Genomic DNA, 19,589 nt, shown 5'->3' with positions numbered 1-19,589 from the left:
GGAGCCTGTTGAATGACGACTTTTTATTTTTCTCTGATCCTTGTTTTAGTGACTGCTTTGACCGGGCTTGTGTGGCTATTCGACCACTATTTTTTGAAGCCTAAAAGACAACAAGCAGTTGCTAACGTTGAAGAGCAAACCGGACATAAACTTTCAGAAGACGACGCCAGAGCTGTGGCGCCTGAGCCGGGCATCGTAGAGTTTTCACGTTCTGCTTTTCCAATTATCGCGTTTATTCTTATTATGCGCTCGTTCGTGTATGAGCCTTTTAGAATTCCGTCAGGTTCTATGATGCCTACTTTATTGGTAGGTGACTTTATTCTGGTGGAGAAATTCCGCTACGGTGTTCGAGAGCCATTAACCCGTCATGAAATCTTCTCTACCGGGCTTCCAGAGCATGGCGACGTAGCCGTATTTAAATACCCTTTAGAGCCGGATATCGATTATATAAAGCGTATTATTGGTTTGCCGGGAGACAAGATTGTTTACCGTGACAAGAAGTTTTACGTGGAGAAGGCGTGTGCTCCCGAGTGTTTAGGCGAGAATCAGGTAGAAATAGAGCAAAACTTTGTCGCTGAAGGTGAGTATTTTCAAGGCCGCGTACCGTTACGAACCTTTAATGAGTCGCATGGTGATGCAGATTACAACGTGCTTCTTAACCCTGCCGCAGGTTCGCAGTTAGGCGGCTTTTATAACCAACCAGGTACACGCCGAGGCGAATGGATTGTGCCAGAAGGGCATTATTTCGCCATTGGTGACAACAGAGACAACTCTAGAGATAGCCGCTTTTGGGGATTCGTGCCACAAGAAAACTTAGTGGGCCGAGCGGTGTTTGTGTGGTTGAGTTTAGAATTTGATCACGCGCCAGACTCTAAGTTGCCGGGTTGGGTTCCTACCGGCATTCGTTTTGAACGTTTGGGGAGAATCGATTGAAGCTCTCAACCATCCAGTTGAATGTACTTTCTAGCGCAATCGGCTATACCTTTAAGAATAAAGATTTATTGTACGAGGCTTTAACGCACAGAAGCGCAGGCCCAGTGCATTACGAAAGACTAGAGTTTTTAGGTGACTCGTTATTAGGCTTTTTTATTGCTGAGGCGTTGTACCAGAAGTTTCCGAAAACAGACGAGGGCGACTTAAGCCGTATGCGAGCGTCGCTCGTTTGTGGTCCGATGCTGGCGAAGATAGCTAAGGAATTTAATCTTAGTGAATACCTCAACCTTGGCCCTGGGGAATTAAAAAGCGGCGGCTTCCGCAGAGAGTCGACATTGTCAGATGTGGTGGAAGCCTTAATCGGCGGCATGTATTTAGACAGTGGTTTGGACGTTTGTAAATCGATTGTTTTGTCTTGGTACCGTGAGCGCCTCGAGAAAATTCAGCCAGGTCAGAGCCATAAAGATCCAAAAACTAGACTGCAAGAGTGGCTGCAGTCGAGACAGTTTGACTTACCTGACTATGTGATTGAGTCGACAAGTGGCAAGGCCCACAATCAAAAATTTACCGTTTCTTGCTCTATTCAACCTATTGAGAACAAGCTTGTAGGCCAAGGTACGTCGAGAAGAAAAGCAGAGCAAGACGCAGCGTCTAAAGCTTATGCGGCAATTGAAGCGAAAATCGCGAACGGAGAGCTGAAATGACCGAACAAGAAAAAACATACAATGGGTTTATAGCGATTGTTGGTCGCCCTAATGTAGGTAAATCAACATTACTAAACCAATTGCTTGGTCAGAAAATCAGTATTACCTCTAAGAAAGCGCAGACTACCCGTCACCGAATTATCGGTATCGACACGGAAGGGCCTTACCAAACCGTTTATGTAGACACGCCTGGATTACATCAGGACGAGAAACGCGCTATAAACCGATTAATGAACAGAGCTGCCAGTAGTTCTATTGGCGACGTAGAGCTTGCATTGTTTGTGGTTGAAGGCACGAAGTGGACTAGCGATGACGAAATGGTGCTTGAAAAGTTACAGCAAGCAAAACGTCCTGTTGCCCTAATTATCAATAAAATTGATCAAATTAAGAAAAAGGATGAGTTACTTCCTCATATTGCAGCACTGAGCAAGCGTTTTGACTTTGTTGATATTTTGCCGATGAGTGCGAAAACGCCAGATCATATTCCTCAGTTGAAAGCGATTGTAAGAAGGTTCCTTCGCGAAGGTATGCACTTCTTCCCGGAAGATTACGTAACAGACCGTTCTGTTCGTTTTATGGTGGCAGAAACCGTTCGTGAGAAGTTGATGCGCTACACCGGTGATGAATTACCATACTCAACAACGGTAGAAATCGAAAAGTTTAATGAACAAGCGTCGGGCGTTATTTTAATCCATGCACTAATTTTGGTGGAACGCGAAGGCCAAAAACGCATGGTTATTGGTAATAAAGGCAGTAAATTAAAGATGGTTGGTCAGGACGCGCGCAGAGATATAGAGCGCTTGCTACAGAACCAAGTGAACCTGCAATTATGGGTGAAGGTTAAATCTGGTTGGGCCGACGACGAGCGAGCACTGCGTAGTTTGGGGTATGGAGAGGAATAATGCCTCGAGGTGTTATTTTGCACCGTTGGCCGTTTCAAGAAACTGGCTTCATTGTTGAAATTTTCTCCGATACTCTTGGCAAGGTTCGTGCTGTAGCAAAGGGCGCTAAGCGCCCTAAGTCTCCTTGGCGTGGTGTATTGGAACCATTCCAAGTGCTCGACTTCGACCTTACTGGGCGAGGCGAACTTAAAACCTTAACGCGTGCTGAAATTTCGAAGAACTTTAAGCTAAGTGGCACGTACCTATATAGTGGTTTCTATTTAAATGAACTATTGCAAAGGTTATTGCCAGAGCAATATGTTCAAGAAACACTGTTCCAAGATTACCTTTCAACGTTGCAACTTCTGCATGAGCAAGTCATGTTAGAAGTAGTTCTGCGCAAATTTGAATGGTGTGTGCTAGAACACTTAGACTTAGATTTCTCTTGGCAATCGGATGCGGAAACACAAGAGCCTATTAAGCCCAGCGGTTATTACAGGTTTGTACCCGAAGTTGGCTTCGTCGAAATTATGGGTGCTACAGATGCAAATGACTTTTCCGGTGAGGAAATTCAGGCGTTGGCTAAATTTGAATTTAGTGATGAGAATCAATTGCGTAGATATAAACAGCTTATGCGTTGGGCATTGCAACCTTATTTGGGTAGCAAGCCGCTACATAGCCGAAACCTATTTAAACCACAAAATTAAGAGTGGAGCGTAATGGAAGAAGTTAAATTAGGCGTGAACATCGACCATATAGCAACGTTGCGTAATGCGCGTGGTGTTGCATACCCTGATCCTGTTTATGCGGCTGCTATTGCAGAGCAGAATGGTGCTGACGGTATTACTATTCATTTACGTGAAGATCGCCGACATATTAAAGATAGAGACGTAGTACTTCTAGCTGAAACCATTCAAACCAGAATGAATCTGGAAATGGCAATGACCGATGAAATGGTTGATATCGCCTGTAAAACCAAGCCTGCTTTTGTGTGTTTAGTTCCTGAAAAGCGGGAAGAATTAACAACTGAAGGTGGTTTAGACGTATATGGACAACTAGAGCGTACACGTGACGTAGTCGCTCGCTTGTCGGAAGCGGGTATTCTGGTGTCGCTGTTTATTGATGCCGATAAGCGTCAAATTGAAGCTGCGAAAGAAGTGAATGCACCGTATATCGAGTTGCATACAGGCCATTACGCGGAAACCTCGGGCGAGGAGCAACAAAAAGAACTTCGCCGTATTCAAACTGGCGCCAGAGACGCGCATCAGCTTGGTTTAGTAGTTAATGCTGGACACGGCCTTCATTACCATAACACCCGTGCTATCGCGCAAATTCCAGAACTTTACGAGCTTAATATTGGACACGCGATTATTGCCAAGTCAGTATTTAGCGGTTTAGCCGGAGCAGTTCGCGAAATGAAAGACCTACTCATTGAAGCGAGGAAAGTGTGAGCGTTAAAGGTGTTGGAACTGATATTGTTGCAGTAGCCAGAATTAAGTCGGCGTATGAGCGTCAGTCATCTTTTGCTGAACGTATTTTAACGCCTCACGAACTTGAGGAAATGACTGAGGTACGTGACCCGGAACGTTTCATTGCTAAAAGGTTTGCGGCGAAGGAGGCATGCCTTAAAGCGCTCGGAACCGGATTAGCAAAAGGAATGTCGTGGCAGGACATTACCATATCCCATACTAAAGAGGGCCAGCCCCTCATAAAATTGACGGGGCAGGCAGAAATTCGAGCAAAAGACTTGCAAGCAACACAGTTTCATTTGAGTATTAGTGATGAGACAGATTTTGCAGTTGCATTTGTAATTGCGGAGCAAGCGTAAAAAGTTGTAGTGAGGTTTAGCCATGGTGCAAGTTAGAGAACTGCACGTCGATAAATTACTAGATAAAAACGTCGATTGGCTCGCCTCGATAGAAGACAAGTCTGTAAGAGAAGACCTAGCAAAGCTCGACAGCGTACTTTCCCCTTACGCCAATAAAAATACCTCGCTCACATTTAAAGCAAGAGAGATGGTGGTTATTCTTGCTGAACTCAATTTAGAGCGCCAAGGTTTGTTAGCGGCCCTTTGTGTCCCTTATTACGACCAAGGTGTTATCACCGAAGAGCAGTTATTGAAGCTCTGTCCATCCGATGTAGCTAAACTAGCAAGCACCGTGCACCAAATGCAGAGCATTTCCGAGTTACAGCATTTTAGACGCGGTAAGCCTAGCGACACTCAGATTGATGTTGTTCGCCGCATGCTGTTGGCGATGGTGGAAGATGTACGCGCAGTACTTATTAAACTCGCAGAACGTATTTGTCAGCTTCGCGTAGTTAAAAATGCGGACGAAGAAGAACGGGTGCTTACCGCAAAAGAATGTAGCGAAATTTATGCTCCGTTAGCTAACCGCTTAGGAATAGGTCAGCTTAAATGGGAACTGGAAGATTTAGCGTTCCGTTTTTTGCACCCTGACGTATATAAGCAAATTGCCAAACAACTCGATGAAAAGCGAACACAACGAGAAACCTATATCACTCAGTTTGTTGACGACCTACAAGAGGCGTTAAAAAAACACGATGTAGATGCTCAGGTATATGGTCGCCCTAAGCATATCTTTAGTATTTACAAGAAAATGCAGAAGAAGAAGCTCGAGTTTGACGAATTATTCGACATTCGTGCAGTTCGTATCATAACCAACAGTTTAAAAGATTGTTACGCTGCATTAGGTGTGGTGCATACCAAGTGGCGTCACCTAGCGAGTGAATTTGACGACTACGTAGCAACACCTAAAGCGAATGGGTATCAGTCGATTCACACCGTAGTTGTTGGTCCTGAACAGAAAGTAGTTGAGATTCAAATTCGTAGCCACGAAATGCATGACGATGCGGAGTTAGGTGTAGCCGCGCATTGGATGTATAAGGAAGGTCAGGTAACCGGTAAAGCTCATGGCTATGAAGAGAAAATAGCATGGCTGCGTAAGCTTCTCGCTTGGCATGAAGATATGGCTGAGAACGAAGAGTTAGTACAAGAAATTCGCAGCCAAGTGTTTGAAGACCGGGTTTATGTATTCACGCCAAAAGGCGACGTCATTGACATGCCAGCGGGATCAACGCCGCTCGACTTTGCTTATTATATCCATAGCCAAGTAGGACACCGCTGCATTGGGGCAAAAGTAGATGGCAGAATTGTGCCTTTTACGTACCAACTACAAAATGCTGAAAGAGTTGAGATTCTAACTCAAAAGGAGCCTCAGCCTAAGCGTGACTGGATGAACCCTGCATTAGGTTATCTAGCTTCTAGCCGCGCGAGAAGTAAAGTTCATACCTACTTCAAAAAACACGATAGAGAACAATATCTTGCCCAGGGGCGAGAGTTATTAGAGCAAGCATTAGCGAAACACAACAAAACCCTATCCGATGTCAATGAGGCTGTAGCCCGTTTTAATATGACAACGCTTGACGATTTACTCGTAGCCGTAGGGGCGGGCGACGTTCGACTTTATCAAGTTGTGAACTTCTTAACCCAAGACCCAGAAGATGAAGAAGAGGCTCTTAATAAGCTTACGCAGAAAAAGCGTGCACCGAGTAAAAAGAAATCGAAAGAAGGTGTTCAAGTCGCGGGTATTGGTAACTTAATGATGAACTTTGCGAAGTGTTGCCAACCCTTGCCTGGGGAGCCTATAGAGGGCTTTATTACGCAAGGGCGCGGTGTTTCGGTGCATCGCAAAGATTGTGAGCAGCTCATGCAGTTGCTCGATAAGCACCCTGGTCGAGGTATTGACGTTGAATGGGTAGGTAAAAGCCATCAATCGTTCTCTGTTGCTTTGAATATTCAAGCGCTGGATCGCCCAGGTTTATTGCATGACATCACCAGCATCTTAAGTCACGAAAAACTTAATGTAGACAGTGTTTCAACGGACCATAACGATGACGGACAGGTGTTTGTCACCCTAATGATTTCAGTTCGACATCAAGACGATGTACAGCGTTTGATCGGAAAAATCCAACAGGTATCACATGTCCTCAAAGTTCAACGCCAAACACACTGAGTTTCAGGCTCATAAAAATATAGCGGAAGACGCTAGCGTACGCGGTATTGACCGTTTAAAGGCGGTGATGTCTTGTTTACGCACGCCTGATTTAGGGTGTCCATGGGATACGCAACAGTCTATGCAATCTCTTATCCCTTACACCATCGAGGAAGCTTATGAGGTTGCAGCAGCTATTGCTGAAGGCGACGAAAATGATATTCAGGGAGAGCTCGGTGACTTGTTATTCCAAGTGATTTTCTATGCCCAAATTACACAAGAAAAGAACTGGTATAACTTTGACGACATTGCGGCAAGAGCTGCAGACAAATTAATTTACCGTCATCCGCATGTGTTTTCTCAGAGTTCCTCTTTGGAGAGCAAAGCAACCACAGTTGATGAAATTAAAGGGCAGTGGGAAGCTTTGAAGCGGCAAGAGCGCGCCAATAAGGAACAAGACGCCAGTGTATTTGCGGATATTCCTAACAATCTTCCTGCTATGTTAAGGGCACTGAAAATACAAAAGCGATGCGCTTCAGTAGGCTTTGACTGGGATAGCACAGAACCGGTGATGGGGAAAATTCTAGAGGAAGTTGAAGAAGTTCGTGAAGTCGTTGAGCAAACCGAGTCGTTTGAAAATCACGAACGTCTGCAAGAAGAGTTAGGTGACCTGCTGTTTGCGGTAGTTAATTTGACTCGTCATCTTAAAGTTAACCCTGAAACTGCTTTGCAACTGGCGAATCAGAAATTTATGAACCGCTTTCAATATGTCGAAAAAGCGGTGCGCAGGGAAGAGGGTGATATTTCTAAGTATTCTCTCGAGCAACTCGAAGAATTCTGGCAAGAAGCGAAACGAAAGCTGAAAAGCGACTGATAAAGATTGTTGCGAGCGCCTTGCTCGGGTATACTATTTTCCCGTCTTAAATTACTTTTCCGTTTTAACATTCACCCTGACGCAGCAGGTAATGCATGGCGACTAAATATATTTTTGTAACTGGCGGCGTGGTTTCATCGCTAGGGAAAGGTATTGCGGCGGCTTCCCTCGCTTCAATTCTTGAAGCACGTGGTTTAAAAGTCACCATTTTGAAACTAGATCCTTACATTAACGTAGACCCAGGCACCATGAGTCCTATTCAGCACGGTGAAGTGTTTGTCACCGAAGATGGTGCTGAGACAGACTTGGACCTAGGACACTACGAGCGTTTCATTCGAACGCGCATGACCAAGAAAAACAACTTCACGACTGGTCGTGTTTACGAGGACATTATTAAACGCGAACGACGTGGCGAATTCTTGGGTGCGACCATTCAGGTTATTCCTCATATCACTAATGAAATTAAGCGCAGAATTATTGAAGGGTCGGAAGGCTCTGACGTAGCTTTGATTGAAATTGGTGGCACTGTTGGTGATATTGAATCACAACCTTTCCTAGAAGCTATTCGTCAGCTTGCGACTGAAATAGGTCGTGAACGCACGTTATTTTTGCACTTAACCTTGGTACCTTTCTTAGGAGCTGCGGGTGAGGTTAAAACCAAGCCTACGCAACACTCCGTTAAAGAGTTGCGCTCGATTGGTATTCAGCCAGACATTCTTATTTGTCGTTCTGATCGCCAAATTCCAGCGAACGAACGTGCCAAAATTGCGTTATTTACAAACGTTCCAGAGCGCGCAGTAATCTCGCTGAAAGACGTAGATAGCATTTATAAAATTCCATCTATTCTGAAGTCGCAAGGCTTAGACGAATTAGTTGTTCAGCGCTTTGGTATTGATTGCGAAGAAGCAGACCTTACGGAGTGGGAAAAGGTTTTATACCTTGAATCAAATCCTAACGGTGAAGTAACCGTTGGTTTTGTGGGTAAATACATTGAACTTGCTGACGCCTATAAATCAGTGAATGAAGCGTTAGGGCATGCTGGTTTGCATAACCGCCTAACTGTGAATATTCGTTATATTGACGCACAAGACTTGGAGTCAAAAGGTACTGAGAAACTAGCAGACGTAGACGCTATTTTAGTACCCGGCGGCTTTGGACACCGAGGTGTGCAGGGTAAGCTTATTGCAGCGCAATATGCACGTGAGAACGGAATACCTTATTTAGGTATTTGTTTAGGTATGCAAGTGGCGCTTATCGAGTACGCACGAAATGTTGCGGGCATGAAAGGCGCGAATAGTACTGAGTTTGATGACAAGACTGCGTTCCCAGTAGTTGGCTTGATCACTGAGTGGATGGACGAGTCAGGCGTGAAAGAGCGTCGAGACGAATTGTCGGACTTAGGTGGAACTATGCGTTTGGGTGCTCAGCAATGTCACTTGGTGGAAGGTTCTCAAGCTGCTGAAATATACGGTAAGCCTTCGATTTATGAACGTCATCGCCACCGTTACGAAGTAAACAATAATTTCCGTGAGCAACTAGAGTCTCACGGCCTGAGATTCTCAGCATTGTCGGCAGATAAAGAACTCGTGGAAGGGTTGGAAATTCCTGATCATCCATGGTTTGTTGCCGTACAGTTCCACCCGGAATTCACGTCAACGCCGCGTGACGGACATCCATTGTTTTTAAGTTTTATTGAAGCTGCTGGCGAATACCAGAAGCGCAATCAAAAGTAAGATACCGAGGATTAAAATGAGCCAAATTAAAAAGATTGTTGGGCGCGAAATTATGGACTCGCGCGGAAATCCAACTGTTGAAGCTGATGTATGGTTAGAAGACGGTAGTTTTGGTCGCGCAGCTGCACCTAGTGGTGCGTCTACAGGAAGTCGTGAAGCATTAGAATTGCGCGACAAAGACGCAGGCCGCTATTTAGGCAAAGGTGTACTTCATGCGGTAGAGAATATTAATGGTGCCATAGCTTCTGCTTTAACGGGTTTAGACGCTATGAACCAACAAGCTATCGACGAAGTTATGTTGAAGCTTGACGGTACGGAAAACAAAGAAAAGCTGGGCGCTAATGCGATTTTAGCGGTGTCTTTAGCGGTGGCTAAAGCTGCAGCATCTTCTGCGGGTGTGCCTCTGTATCAGCATATTTCAGACTTAAACGGAACAGCCGGTAAGTTCAGTATGCCATTGCCTATGATGAACATTTTGAACGGTGGTGAGCATGCGGACAATAACGTGGATATTCAGGAGTTTATGATTCAACCGGTTGGTGCTTCGTCTTTCACTGAAGGCTTACGTGTAGGTGCTGAAATTTTCCATGCCTTAAAAGCAGTTTTAAGAAATCGTGGTTTAAGCACTGCGGTGGGTGACGAAGGTGGATTTGCGCCAAACTTATCTTCAAATGAAGAAGCACTAGCGGTTATTGCTGAAGCTGTAAGTAATGCAGGTTACCAATTAGGTGAAGACGTTACGTTAGCGCTTGATTGTGCTGCGTCTGAGTTTTACCGTGACGGTAAATACCACTTAAGTGGGGAAGGGAAGTCGTTCACCGCTGAAGAGTTTTCTGAATACTTAGCTGGTTTGTGTGCTCGTTATCCTATTGTTTCAATTGAAGACGGCTTAGACGAGAGTGATTGGGACGGATGGAAATACCTTACTGAGCGCCTTGGTAAAGACGTTCAATTAGTGGGTGATGACTTATTTGTAACCAATACCAAGATTTTAAAACGCGGTATTGACGAGAAGATAGGCAACTCTATTTTGATTAAATTTAATCAAATAGGCAGTTTAACGGAAACATTAGAAGCTATTCGCATGGCGCATGAAGCTGGTTTTACTGCGGTTATTTCACACCGTTCAGGTGAAACTGAGGATGCCACGATTGCTGACTTAGCGGTAGGTACAGCTGCAGGTCAAATTAAAACAGGTAGTTTGTGCCGCTCTGATCGCGTAGCGAAATATAACCAATTGCTGCGTATCGAGCAGGAATTAGAAAGCCCTGTGTATCGTGGTTTAGCTGAAGTGAGCGCAGCGAGTTAACTCCTTCGCGGATATTGATGCAAACGATGCAGACGGATATCTTTTCACAAACACAACACAGTGAGGTTTTTGCCGAGCTGTGTTGTGCGCTTTATGAGCGTGAGGTTACAACCCTAGGTTATAGCTCATTTGATCCGGCAAGAATAAAAAGTCGATTGAAAAGCTTACCGTTCTATATTCAAAAAGCTGCCTGGGGACTTATTTATAGCTCTAGCGAGTTGAAACTGGATATTCAAAACGCCAGCTGGCAGGCGAAGCAGTCGAATAAACCTCCTAAAAAAACCACTAGTTCAGCATTAGCGACTTGGATAGATAAGCATGTAGCGCCAGGTTTACCACTTCCTGTGTGGGTATCTCAAAACGACGTTGTTACTGTAAAGCTAGATTCCGTCGACCGTATAGACTATGAACAAAAGCGGTTCCATTTGAATCGTTGGGGGTGGTTCCACTTTAATGGCGAGCAGCTACAAGAGGAAGACGCTACCTGTACAGTATTAAAACCGACTAAGACTATTATGGGAGCAGCTGCTGCCGGTCATTGTTGGAATCATCAAGGTAAATTGCCACCTGTAGCTCTGTCTTTGCGAGAGCTGTTACTGAGTACGCTTCTAGACTGGCCGAACTTTCAAAGCGTCCGTCAGAACACAGGACCACTTGCAGGGCTTTTTTCTTGAGTTTAATAAGGTCATAATAAACTCAAATAATAAGAAAGGCATGTTGGAATGCGTATTCTCACGTTGGTTATGGTTCTCATTGTACTCGCCTTACAATATCGCGTTTGGTTTGGCGAGTATGGTGCGCGTGATATTCGTGAGCTTAAACAAGAGGTTTTAAGGCAACAAGAGGCTAACGCAACGGTTGCTCAGCGGAACCAACTTATGTACGCCGATATTGAAGACCTAAGGAATGCACACGAAGCGGTTGAAGAACGTGCTCGCAACGAGCTCGGTTTAATTCGTGAGAATGAAACATTTTTCCGTATGATTCCCCGTGAACACGAAACTACCGAAGAGAGTGAATCACCATTGTGAGTGTTGTTGCTGTAGTTCCTGCTGCTGGAGTTGGCTCGCGCATGGGTGCCGACCGACCGAAGCAGTACTTGCCACTTTTCGATACCACTATTCTTGAACATACGGTGAATCAACTTCTAGGTACTGAATGTATTGAGCGTGTTTATATTGCTATCAGTCAAAATGACCAATATTTTCATGAGCTTCAGTTCGACGATAAGACGAGAATAACGCGAGTTACCGGTGGTGAAACTAGAGCGGAATCGGTACTGAATGCGTTAGCGGCGGTAGCAGAAAAATATGAAACAAATACGCTGGTTGTAGTGCATGACGCAGCTCGTCCGGGTATTACGCCTCAGTTGATTTTAAAGGCTGTCCAGGTAGCCGAGCAAGATCCGCAGAACGGTACGGTTGTTTGTGTAAAGGCTACCGATACAATGAAAAGTGTATCGAATGGTTTAGTGAATAAAACATTAAATCGAGAACACATCTACCATGCGTTAACTCCACAGATATTTGAATTAAAAAGCCTGCAAGCTCATCTATGTAATGCATTAGAGAGTGGTGTTGCGGTGACTGATGAGTCTTCGGCAATGGAGTGGGCTGGGCTTACGCCTGCAGTTGTCGAGGGCAATGCGAGTTTGCGCAAAATAACGTGTAGAGAAGACTTAATTATGGTTCGAGCTCTGTTAGAGCAGGCCTCCGAAGACAAAGGTTAATGAAATGCGAATAGGTCAAGGCTTTGATGTTCACAAGTTTGGTGGTGAAGGACCGGTTACGCTGTTGGGTGTAAAAGTTCCTTCAGAGCAAGGCTTGCTAGCGCATTCAGATGGTGATGTTGGACTTCATGCACTTGCTGATGCCTTTTTGGGAGCTATAGGTGAAGGTGATATTGGTGTTTGGTTTCCTGATAACGACCCTCAATATAAAGGCGCAGATAGCAGTGTGTTATTGCAGGCTGTTTTTAAGCGGGTTTTAGACTTAGGTTATAACGTAGGAAATTTGGACGTTACTTTAATTTGTGAAGCCCCAAAGGTTAACCCATACCGAGAAGCAATGAAGAATCGTATTGCTGAGATCCTAGGTATTTCTACGAGCCTGGTCAATGTGAAAGCAACGACCACTGAAAAGCTCGGATTTACCGGCAGAAAAGAGGGTATTGCAGCAATGGCTACCGTACTTTTGGTTGGACAAAGTTAATGGATTGGAGTTACGAAACACAAAAGCCAGAAGTGACCGGAACACTTCGTGATACGCCACAGGACTTCCAAGTGGTAGAGGTTTTAGGTTTTGAACCCGAGGCTAACGAACGAGGGCAACACTTTTGGCTAGACGTTGAGAAAATCGATAACAACACCGACTACGTGGCGAGAGCGCTAGCTAAGTTTGCGGAGGTTCCTCCTAGTTCCGTAAGTTACTCTGGCCTAAAAGATAGAAATGCTGTCACACGCCAATGGTTTTCAGTTGAACTTAACGCATTAAGTGAAGTGGACTGGGCGCAATTTGAATTAGACAATACGCGTGTATTGCAAGTTGTTCAGTCGACGAGAAAGCTACGCCGAGGTACACACAAGTTTAATCGGTTTGTGATACGTGTGAAAAACCTGCAAGGCAATGTGAAGCAGCTAGAGCAGCGCTTAGTCCATATACAAAACGATGGCGTTCCTAATTATTTTGGAGAGCAACGGTTTGGGCGAGATCAGCATAATTTAGCGATAGCTGAATCTATATTTTCAGGTAAAAAGGTCAAAAATAGACAAGCGAGAAGTATGGCGCTTTCTGCGGCCCGTTCTTGGATTTTTAATCACTACGTTAGTAAACGTCTAAAACAATATGGTGCAAGCCATATTTTAAAAGGCGATGTTATGCAGCTCTCAGGCTCCAACTCGGTGTTTGCAAGTTCAGAAGATGATAACTTAGATGAGCTGACAGAGAGGTTAGCTGCGGGAGATGTACGTATTACTGGGCCGTTAGTTGGGCGGGGTAAAGAACTTGTTTCTAGCGACGCGAAAGTCTTTGAAGATTCGGTTGTCGAACAGTTTAGAGATTGGCAGGATAACCTTATTAAAATTGGTTTAGAAGCCTCAAGACGACCGATTTGGTTGAAGCCTGAAGCATTTGAATGGGAGCTTTCTGAAAATGAACTCGTCCTATCATTTACTTTAGAAACAGGCGCTTTTGCGACCGCAGTAATTCGTGAATTGGTAGACGTTCAAGGTTAAGCATGAAAATTCTTTTAAGCAATGATGATGGTGTTAGAGCTCCGGGCTTAAAAGCCTTGAATGAAGCTTTATGTGACATAGCAGAGGTGAGAGTTATCGCGCCTGACCGTAACTGTAGCGGAGCCAGTAACTCGTTAACTCTACATAGTCCCTTGCGTGTTGAGAAACTTGAGAACGGTTTTTATTCTGTAAACGGTACACCAACAGACTGCGTTCACATTGGTACTAACTCTCCGCTAAGCGACACACCTGATTTAGTTGTATCGGGTATTAATGATGCTCCAAACATGGGCGATGACGTTATTTATTCTGGCACGGTTGCGGCAGCGACAGAGGGGCGTCACATGGGGTTTCCGGCTATTGCGGTCTCGATGGGAAGTTACGGCCATGAACATTATGAAACTGCAGCCCGTGTTGTAGCAGATTTAGTTAAAAGGCTTCAAGGTGAGCCGCTCTCTGCTGACTTTGTATTGAATGTGAATGTTCCTAATGTTCCATACGACAGTTTGAAAGGCTTACGGTTAACGAGATTGGGTAGCCGACACAAAGCTGAGGGTATGATTCATCAAAAGGATCCTCGGGGAAACGATATTTATTGGTATGGCCCAGTTGGGCATAAGCGAGACGATGGCCCAGGTACTGATTTTGCAGCAGTGCATGAGGGCTATGTTTCGGTTACACCTATTACTGTAGACATGACAGCACATAGAGATTGGGAATTAATGGAGAAGTGGCTTAACAATTATGCTTAAGAATTTTCAGGGACAGGCTCGTAAATTAGTTGAATTATTAAAAAGCCTAGATGTTAAAAATACGCAAGTTTTACAAGTGGTAGAGCGCACACCTCGCCATGCTTTTATGCCTGAGTCTCTGGCTCATAAAGCTTATGAGAATACAGCTTTACCTATTGGTAACGGGCAAACTATTTCACAACCTTTTATTGTTGCGAAAATGACAGCGCTGTTGTTAGATGCTGAGCGCCCGATGGAAAAGGTTCTTGAGATAGGCACGGGTTCTGGATATCAGACAGCTATTCTCGCTCAATTAGTAGATCGAGTTTTCTCAGTAGAGCGAATTAGCCCTTTGCAGTATCAAGCGAAACGTCGTTTAAAAGCCTTGGATCTTCACAACATTAATATGAAACATGGCGATGGATGGCTAGGTTGGAATAGCAAAGGACCATTTGACGGTATTTTGGTTACTGCTGCTGCATCTGAAGTACCTCAAGCATTGTTAGAGCAGCTTAGTGAAGACGGTGGACGAATGGTTATTCCTGTGGGTGAAGATGTGCAGGAGTTACGTGTTATTGAACGCCAAGGTGACGAATACAAAATACAAGCGCTAGGCGAAGTGCGCTTCGTGCCATTAGTGCAAGGAAAGTTAACTTAGGAAGGGAAACGTACCTCATGAGAACAATACAATCGCTGAAGATAGTTGCTTATGGGGTGGGTTCTTTCCTGTTGTTGTCTTGTGCGTCTCCACATACGCCAGCACCAGTAGAGCAAGTTTACCGCGGTGCGACTTACCACGACTATCAACAAGCCTCATGGAGTGCGGACACCTACGAAGTGAGACCGGGTGATACACTGTATTCTATTGCCTTTCGTGCCAATATGGATATGCGAGAGATTACCCGTATAAACCAACTACAAGAGCCATTCACTATATATCCGGGACAAGTATTGCAGCTTCGTGGAGGCTCGAATTCTCCTTCAGTTCCAAACTCTACAAGAAGTACAGTTAGTCAAAATAGTAATAATAACTCAGACATTTCCCAACGAAATGATCTAACCGAGCCAGTTGCCACCGCTAGCCAAGCGGAGTATGGTGAAAATGTAACCACAGAAAAAGAACCAGAAATTCAGCCGATTACTGAAAGGGTTCAACGTCGAGAGCGACAAGTTCGAAATGCTGATCTGCGTTGGAGATGGCCTTCAACTGGCAATGTTTCTAGGCGCTTTTCAACGCAAGCCCCAGCGAACAATGGCATGGAATTTAGCGGTCAACGGGGAGATGCAGTGGTTGCTGCAGAAGCTGGCAAGGTCGTTTATACCGGAACTGCATTAAGAGGTTATGGTCGCTTAATCATAATGAAACATAACGATGATTATATAACAGCTTACGGCCACAATGACGAAATCCTAGTTGAGGAACAACAGTGGGTTGAGGCCGGCGAGCAAATAGCGACGATGGGTAGTAGCGGTAGAAGTGATGTTCGACTTAGGTTTGAAATGAGGTTTCGAGGCAATTCAGTTAACCCAGAGAACTATTTGCCACGCTCACGATAACACTAGGTTGAAACCTAGGAGGACGTATGGCTGGTACACAAGATGCTTCGAAAGCGTCGGAAGATAACTATGAAGAGCTGAACCAAGAGCAAGAAGTTCTCAACGAAGATGATGCTCGTAACGAGATTGACGAAGAACTAGAGGAAGCTCTAGCAAGCCAAAACAAATACCAGAAAAAACTCGATGCCACTCAAATGTACTTGGGTGAAATCGGTTTCTCACCTTTATTAACTGCCGAAGAAGAAGTTTACTTTGCACGCAAGGCTTTAAAAGGCTGCGTGAAGTCTCGTCAACGTATGATTGAGAGTAACTTACGTTTGGTAGTTAAAATTGCACGCCGTTATAACAATCGAGGTTTGGCCTTATTAGACCTAATCGAAGAGGGTAATCTCGGCTTAATTCGTGCGGTAGAAAAGTTTGACCCTGAGCGGGGCTTTCGTTTTTCAACCTATGCCACTTGGTGGATCCGTCAAACTATTGAACGGGCGATCATGAATCAAACTCGCACGATCAGGCTACCGATTCATGTTGTCAAAGAGTTGAACGTATACCTGCGCGCGGCTCGCGAACTTGCCCATAAACTCGATCACGAACCTACTGCTGAAGATATAGCACGTAGCCTGGAAAAGCCTGTTGCTGACGTAAACAAAATGCTGCGACTCAATGAACGCATCTCTTCTGTAGACACACCAATCGCTGGTGATAGCGAAAAAGGGCTGTTAGACATTATTGCTGATGAAAAGGCTGGTGGTCCCGAGTCGATTTTACAAGATGACGATATGCATGATCGTATCGTAGATTGGTTGGACGAACTGAACCCGAAACAAAAAGAAGTGTTGGCACGTCGTTTCGGATTAATTGGTTACGAACCGTCCACTCTAGAGGATGTCGGGCGAGAGATTGGGCTCACTCGTGAGAGAGTACGCCAAATTCAAGTGGAAGCCTTGCGCCGCCTTAAAGACATATTGCAGCAACAAGGCTTAAGCTTAGAAGCCATATTCTCTCTGAATTAAAGTTTCTCTTTTAACTCATATAGAAATGCTAGAGCTTGACGCGGACTCAAATCGTCCACGTTGAGTTCTTCTATTCGCTTAATTCGAGGATCTGGAGTATCTACTTGATCAAACAACGTGGGTTGCTCAACTGATTCCTTCGGACTTTCATTGTCTTTATTTTGTAATTCAAGTTGGTGAAGCTTCTTTCTTGCATGTTCAAGAACAGGCCCGGGTACACCCGCTAGTTTAGCCACTTGAATACCAAAGCTTTTGCTTGCTGCACCAGGTTCAACCTTGTGTTTAAACGCAATTGAATCGCCTTGTTCTACTGCGTCTAAATGTAGGTTGAGAACGCCATCGATATCTTTTGTGAGTTCCGTAAGCTCAAAGTAATGTGTCGCAAATAACGTATAAGAGCCTAACTTAGCTAACTGGTGTGCTGTGGCCCAGGCTAAAGAAAGTCCGTCATAGGTTGACGTACCACGGCCTATTTCGTCCATGAGAACTAAACTATTAGCCGTTGCGTGGTGCAAAATGTTGGCGGTTTCTGTCATCTCAACCATGAACGTTGAACGGCCAGAGGCTAATTCGTCTGCGGCACCGACACGCGTAAATATTTTGTCGATGGGGCCAATAAGAGCTGAGCTGGCAGGGATAAAGCAACCCATATGTGCCATTAAAACAATGAGCGCGGTTTGGCGCATAAATGTTGATTTACCCCCCATATTGGGCCCGGTGATAACTTGAAGCTTTCCGCTTTGTTTAAAAGACACGTCGTTAGGAATAAAAGGCTCATCCTGAGAGTTTTCCACAACGATATGGCGTCCTTCGTTAATTTCCAAAGTTGGGCCGTTAACGAATTTAGGGCGAGACAGGTTAAGCGACTCGCTACGCTCCGCAAAGTTGGCAAAGACGTCAAGGCGAGCAATTTGCTGTCCTATCTGTTGTAACACTACTAAGGGCTCTAATAAGCTTTCGATAAGCTGCATATATAAGCTTTTCTCTCTCGCTAGTGCTTGTGACTGACTGGCGAGTACTTTCTCTTCAAAGCTCTGCAACTCAGGAATAATATAACGCTCTACATTCTTTAACGTTTGTCGTCTTTGATACTCAGCAGGTACGAGTTCTGCGGCGGCCTTGCTGGTTTCAATGTAATAACCATGAACCTTGTTGTAGCCTATCTTGAGCTGCTGAATCCCGGTGCGCTCACGTTCTTGCTGCTCCAGCTGTTCAAGTTCGGCAACGCCACCTTGGGCTAACGCTCTTAACTCGTCTAGTTCTGTGTCGTATCCCTTAGCAATTACGCCACCATCACGAATAATGACGGGAGGGTTCTCGATAATCGCGCGTTTCAGAAGCTGGATGACTTCATCTATTTCAGGCGGATTATCTACGAGCGGGTGTATATCCGCATCGCTAAAGTGTTGTCTTAATATAGCTACTTCTTTCAGGCTGTCTCGAAGTCTTGAAAGGTCTCGCGGTCTCGCCGTGCCTAGCGCTATTCGGGCTAATATACGCTCTATATCGCCAACTCTGGATAGTGACTCACGAAGTTCTACGTAGACTGAGTTGGTTAAGCAATTTGTAATAGCGTCCAGTCTGCTTTCTATTTGAGGTATACGGCGTAAAGGTTTATGTAACCATTCGTGAAGTAGACGACTTCCCATTGCCGTTTGTGTGCGGTTAAGAACTGAGAGCAAAGTATGTGACTGCCCGCCTGAAAGGTTTTGTGTAAGCTCTAAGTTTTTACGAGTAGCTTTATCTAAAGCGATATAGTCGTCTTCATGTTCTGGAAGTAGGGCTGTTAAATGGGGCAACGCGCTGCGCTGTGTCTCTTTCACGTATTGCAAGATACAACCGGCAGCGGGTAAACCACGGTGTTCTGACGGTATACCAAACCCTAATAGGTCTTTGACATTAAATTGGCGACACAATGCTTGTGTTGCACTGTCTGCATCAAAGTCCCAGACGGGGCGTTTACGTAAACCTGAATGCGTAGCAATAGCAGGTAATAAAGACTCGCCTTCAGGGTAAAGTATTTCTGCTGGCTGTAAACGTTCAATTTCACTCAGCAACTGATGTTCAGCTTCTATTTCATAGACCTTAAACTGTGCCGTGCTTATTTCGATACTGGCTAAAGAGTAGCCATTTTGTAGCTTAGTTAGCGCAATTAAGGTGTTGCTTTGTGATGCGTTCAGAAACGACTCATCACTGACGGTTCCAGGCGTCAGTACACGCACAACTTTTCGTTCTACTGGGCCTTTAGAGGTTGCCGGATCGCCTATTTGCTCACAAATTGCAATGGACTGTCCCATGCGTATAAGACGGGCTAAATAATTGTCGACCGCGTGATAAGGAACGCCCGCCATAGGAATTGGTGTACCTGCAGACTTACCGCGGTGAGTGAGTGAAATGTCGAGTAGCTCTGCTGCTTTTACGGCGTCTTGATAAAAAAGTTCGTAAAAGTCACCCATTCGGTAAAAAAGTAAAATATCCTGATGCTCAGCTTTAATTTTAAGGTATTGGCGCATCATAGGGGTGTGAGATGATAAATCTGCAGACGTCATGTTTATCGTTTCTTATCGTTTTATTTTATGTTGTAGTGATCACGTTTTAGTGATGATGTC

At 44.8% G+C, this 19,589-nt stretch carries 20 protein-coding genes; 19 read left to right on the top strand and 1 reads right to left on the bottom strand.

Annotated elements, in window-relative coordinates; genetic code table 11:
- Nucleotides 1-12 precede the first annotated feature (12 nt).
- The 19 genes from lepB to rpoS all read left to right on the top strand — a co-directional run bounded on the left by lepB (nucleotide 13) and on the right by rpoS (nucleotide 16,980).
- On the top strand, nucleotides 13-933 hold the full coding sequence (lepB, locus tag EYQ95_RS03735; protein WP_111914047.1) for a signal peptidase I: 921 nt from the start codon (nucleotides 13-15) through the stop codon (nucleotides 931-933).
- Nucleotides 930-1,637 (top strand): ribonuclease III, encoded by a 708-nt coding sequence (gene rnc, locus EYQ95_RS03730; protein ID WP_207801070.1) that lies wholly within the window; start codon nucleotides 930-932, stop codon nucleotides 1,635-1,637. Before lepB ends, rnc begins: the two co-directional genes overlap by 4 nt.
- Complete coding sequence (gene era, locus EYQ95_RS03725) at nucleotides 1,634-2,539, top strand: GTPase Era (RefSeq protein ID WP_111914048.1); 906 nt, start codon at nucleotides 1,634-1,636, stop codon at nucleotides 2,537-2,539. The genes rnc and era overlap by 4 nt, the downstream gene beginning before the upstream one ends.
- Entirely contained in the window at nucleotides 2,539-3,225 is a 687-nt protein-coding gene (gene recO / locus EYQ95_RS03720) for a DNA repair protein RecO (protein WP_111914049.1), read from the top strand. The genes era and recO overlap by 1 nt, the downstream gene beginning before the upstream one ends.
- 12 nt (nucleotides 3,226-3,237) lie before the next feature.
- Nucleotides 3,238-3,969 (top strand): pyridoxine 5'-phosphate synthase, encoded by a 732-nt coding sequence (gene pdxJ / locus EYQ95_RS03715; protein WP_111914050.1) that lies wholly within the window; start codon nucleotides 3,238-3,240, stop codon nucleotides 3,967-3,969.
- On the top strand, nucleotides 3,966-4,346 hold the full coding sequence (gene acpS, locus EYQ95_RS03710) for a holo-ACP synthase (protein WP_111914051.1): 381 nt from the start codon (nucleotides 3,966-3,968) through the stop codon (nucleotides 4,344-4,346). The genes pdxJ and acpS overlap by 4 nt, the downstream gene beginning before the upstream one ends.
- 22 nt (nucleotides 4,347-4,368) lie before the next feature.
- A complete protein-coding gene (relA, locus tag EYQ95_RS03705; RefSeq protein WP_111914052.1) occupies nucleotides 4,369-6,552 on the top strand; it encodes a GTP diphosphokinase in 2,184 nt (727 codons plus the stop codon).
- The gene (mazG, locus tag EYQ95_RS03700) at nucleotides 6,521-7,405 is read left to right on the top strand and encodes a nucleoside triphosphate pyrophosphohydrolase (RefSeq protein WP_111914053.1); all 885 of its coding nucleotides are present in this window, start codon (nucleotides 6,521-6,523) and stop codon (nucleotides 7,403-7,405) included. The genes relA and mazG overlap by 32 nt, the downstream gene beginning before the upstream one ends.
- A gap of 95 nt (nucleotides 7,406-7,500) precedes the next feature.
- Entirely contained in the window at nucleotides 7,501-9,138 is a 1,638-nt protein-coding gene (locus EYQ95_RS03695) for a CTP synthase (RefSeq protein ID WP_111914054.1), read from the top strand.
- A 16-nt stretch (nucleotides 9,139-9,154) separates the two neighbouring features.
- Nucleotides 9,155-10,447 carry a phosphopyruvate hydratase gene (gene eno / locus EYQ95_RS03690; RefSeq protein WP_111914055.1) on the top strand — a complete coding sequence of 431 codons (1,293 nt, stop codon included), beginning with the start codon at nucleotides 9,155-9,157 and terminating at the stop codon, nucleotides 10,445-10,447.
- Nucleotides 10,448-10,464: 17 nt separating this feature from the next.
- Nucleotides 10,465-11,121, top strand: a complete 657-nt coding sequence (locus EYQ95_RS03685; RefSeq protein WP_111914056.1) for a hypothetical protein — start codon at nucleotides 10,465-10,467, stop codon at nucleotides 11,119-11,121.
- Between the two features lie 48 nt (nucleotides 11,122-11,169).
- Nucleotides 11,170-11,478 carry a cell division protein FtsB gene (gene ftsB / locus EYQ95_RS03680; protein WP_111914057.1) on the top strand — a complete coding sequence of 103 codons (309 nt, stop codon included), beginning with the start codon at nucleotides 11,170-11,172 and terminating at the stop codon, nucleotides 11,476-11,478.
- Nucleotides 11,475-12,176, top strand: coding sequence for a 2-C-methyl-D-erythritol 4-phosphate cytidylyltransferase (ispD, locus tag EYQ95_RS03675; RefSeq protein ID WP_111914058.1), 702 nt, complete (start codon nucleotides 11,475-11,477; stop codon nucleotides 12,174-12,176). Before ftsB ends, ispD begins: the two co-directional genes overlap by 4 nt.
- A gap of 4 nt (nucleotides 12,177-12,180) precedes the next feature.
- Complete coding sequence (gene ispF, locus EYQ95_RS03670; RefSeq protein WP_111914059.1) at nucleotides 12,181-12,657, top strand: 2-C-methyl-D-erythritol 2,4-cyclodiphosphate synthase; 477 nt, start codon at nucleotides 12,181-12,183, stop codon at nucleotides 12,655-12,657.
- The gene (truD, locus tag EYQ95_RS03665) at nucleotides 12,657-13,679 is read left to right on the top strand and encodes a tRNA pseudouridine(13) synthase TruD (RefSeq protein ID WP_111914060.1); all 1,023 of its coding nucleotides are present in this window, start codon (nucleotides 12,657-12,659) and stop codon (nucleotides 13,677-13,679) included. Before ispF ends, truD begins: the two co-directional genes overlap by 1 nt.
- Before the next feature lie 2 nt (nucleotides 13,680-13,681).
- Entirely contained in the window at nucleotides 13,682-14,431 is a 750-nt protein-coding gene (gene surE, locus EYQ95_RS03660; RefSeq protein WP_111914061.1) for a 5'/3'-nucleotidase SurE, read from the top strand.
- Nucleotides 14,424-15,068: a protein-L-isoaspartate(D-aspartate) O-methyltransferase gene (locus tag EYQ95_RS03655; protein ID WP_111914062.1), complete on the top strand. Its 645-nt coding sequence runs from the start codon at nucleotides 14,424-14,426 to the stop codon at nucleotides 15,066-15,068. Before surE ends, EYQ95_RS03655 begins: the two co-directional genes overlap by 8 nt.
- A gap of 17 nt (nucleotides 15,069-15,085) precedes the next feature.
- The gene (locus tag EYQ95_RS03650; protein ID WP_111914063.1) at nucleotides 15,086-15,967 is read left to right on the top strand and encodes a peptidoglycan DD-metalloendopeptidase family protein; all 882 of its coding nucleotides are present in this window, start codon (nucleotides 15,086-15,088) and stop codon (nucleotides 15,965-15,967) included.
- A 26-nt stretch (nucleotides 15,968-15,993) separates the two neighbouring features.
- The gene (gene rpoS / locus EYQ95_RS03645; protein ID WP_111914064.1) at nucleotides 15,994-16,980 is read left to right on the top strand and encodes an RNA polymerase sigma factor RpoS; all 987 of its coding nucleotides are present in this window, start codon (nucleotides 15,994-15,996) and stop codon (nucleotides 16,978-16,980) included.
- Here rpoS and mutS read toward each other — a convergent pair.
- Nucleotides 16,977-19,529, bottom strand: coding sequence for a DNA mismatch repair protein MutS (gene mutS / locus EYQ95_RS03640; protein WP_165831916.1), 2,553 nt, complete (start codon nucleotides 19,527-19,529; stop codon nucleotides 16,977-16,979). The two genes, rpoS and mutS, sit on opposite strands and share 4 nt — an antisense overlap.
- Nucleotides 19,530-19,589 lie beyond the last annotated feature (60 nt).

It is taken from the genome of Lysobacter sp. N42, assembly GCF_004344885.1.
Note: the sequence above shows the minus strand (reverse complement) of the source record. Positions and strands in the feature narration are given on the sequence as shown.

Coding starts and splice junctions, on each gene's coding strand:
- lepB (WP_111914047.1), top strand. CDS start 13: ATGACGACTTTTTATTTTTCTCTGATCCTTGTTTTAGTGACTGCTTTG.
- era (WP_111914048.1), top strand. CDS start 1,634: ATGACCGAACAAGAAAAAACATACAATGGGTTTATAGCGATTGTTGGT.
- recO (WP_111914049.1), top strand. CDS start 2,539: ATGCCTCGAGGTGTTATTTTGCACCGTTGGCCGTTTCAAGAAACTGGC.
- pdxJ (WP_111914050.1), top strand. CDS start 3,238: ATGGAAGAAGTTAAATTAGGCGTGAACATCGACCATATAGCAACGTTG.
- relA (WP_111914052.1), top strand. CDS start 4,369: ATGGTGCAAGTTAGAGAACTGCACGTCGATAAATTACTAGATAAAAAC.
- mazG (WP_111914053.1), top strand. CDS start 6,521: ATGTCCTCAAAGTTCAACGCCAAACACACTGAGTTTCAGGCTCATAAA.
- EYQ95_RS03695 (WP_111914054.1), top strand. CDS start 7,501: ATGGCGACTAAATATATTTTTGTAACTGGCGGCGTGGTTTCATCGCTA.
- eno (WP_111914055.1), top strand. CDS start 9,155: ATGAGCCAAATTAAAAAGATTGTTGGGCGCGAAATTATGGACTCGCGC.
- EYQ95_RS03685 (WP_111914056.1), top strand. CDS start 10,465: ATGCAAACGATGCAGACGGATATCTTTTCACAAACACAACACAGTGAG.
- ftsB (WP_111914057.1), top strand. CDS start 11,170: ATGCGTATTCTCACGTTGGTTATGGTTCTCATTGTACTCGCCTTACAA.
- ispF (WP_111914059.1), top strand. CDS start 12,181: ATGCGAATAGGTCAAGGCTTTGATGTTCACAAGTTTGGTGGTGAAGGA.
- truD (WP_111914060.1), top strand. CDS start 12,657: ATGGATTGGAGTTACGAAACACAAAAGCCAGAAGTGACCGGAACACTT.
- surE (WP_111914061.1), top strand. CDS start 13,682: ATGAAAATTCTTTTAAGCAATGATGATGGTGTTAGAGCTCCGGGCTTA.
- EYQ95_RS03655 (WP_111914062.1), top strand. CDS start 14,424: ATGCTTAAGAATTTTCAGGGACAGGCTCGTAAATTAGTTGAATTATTA.
- EYQ95_RS03650 (WP_111914063.1), top strand. CDS start 15,086: ATGAGAACAATACAATCGCTGAAGATAGTTGCTTATGGGGTGGGTTCT.
- rpoS (WP_111914064.1), top strand. CDS start 15,994: ATGGCTGGTACACAAGATGCTTCGAAAGCGTCGGAAGATAACTATGAA.
- mutS (WP_165831916.1), bottom strand. CDS start 19,529: ATGACGTCTGCAGATTTATCATCTCACACCCCTATGATGCGCCAATAC.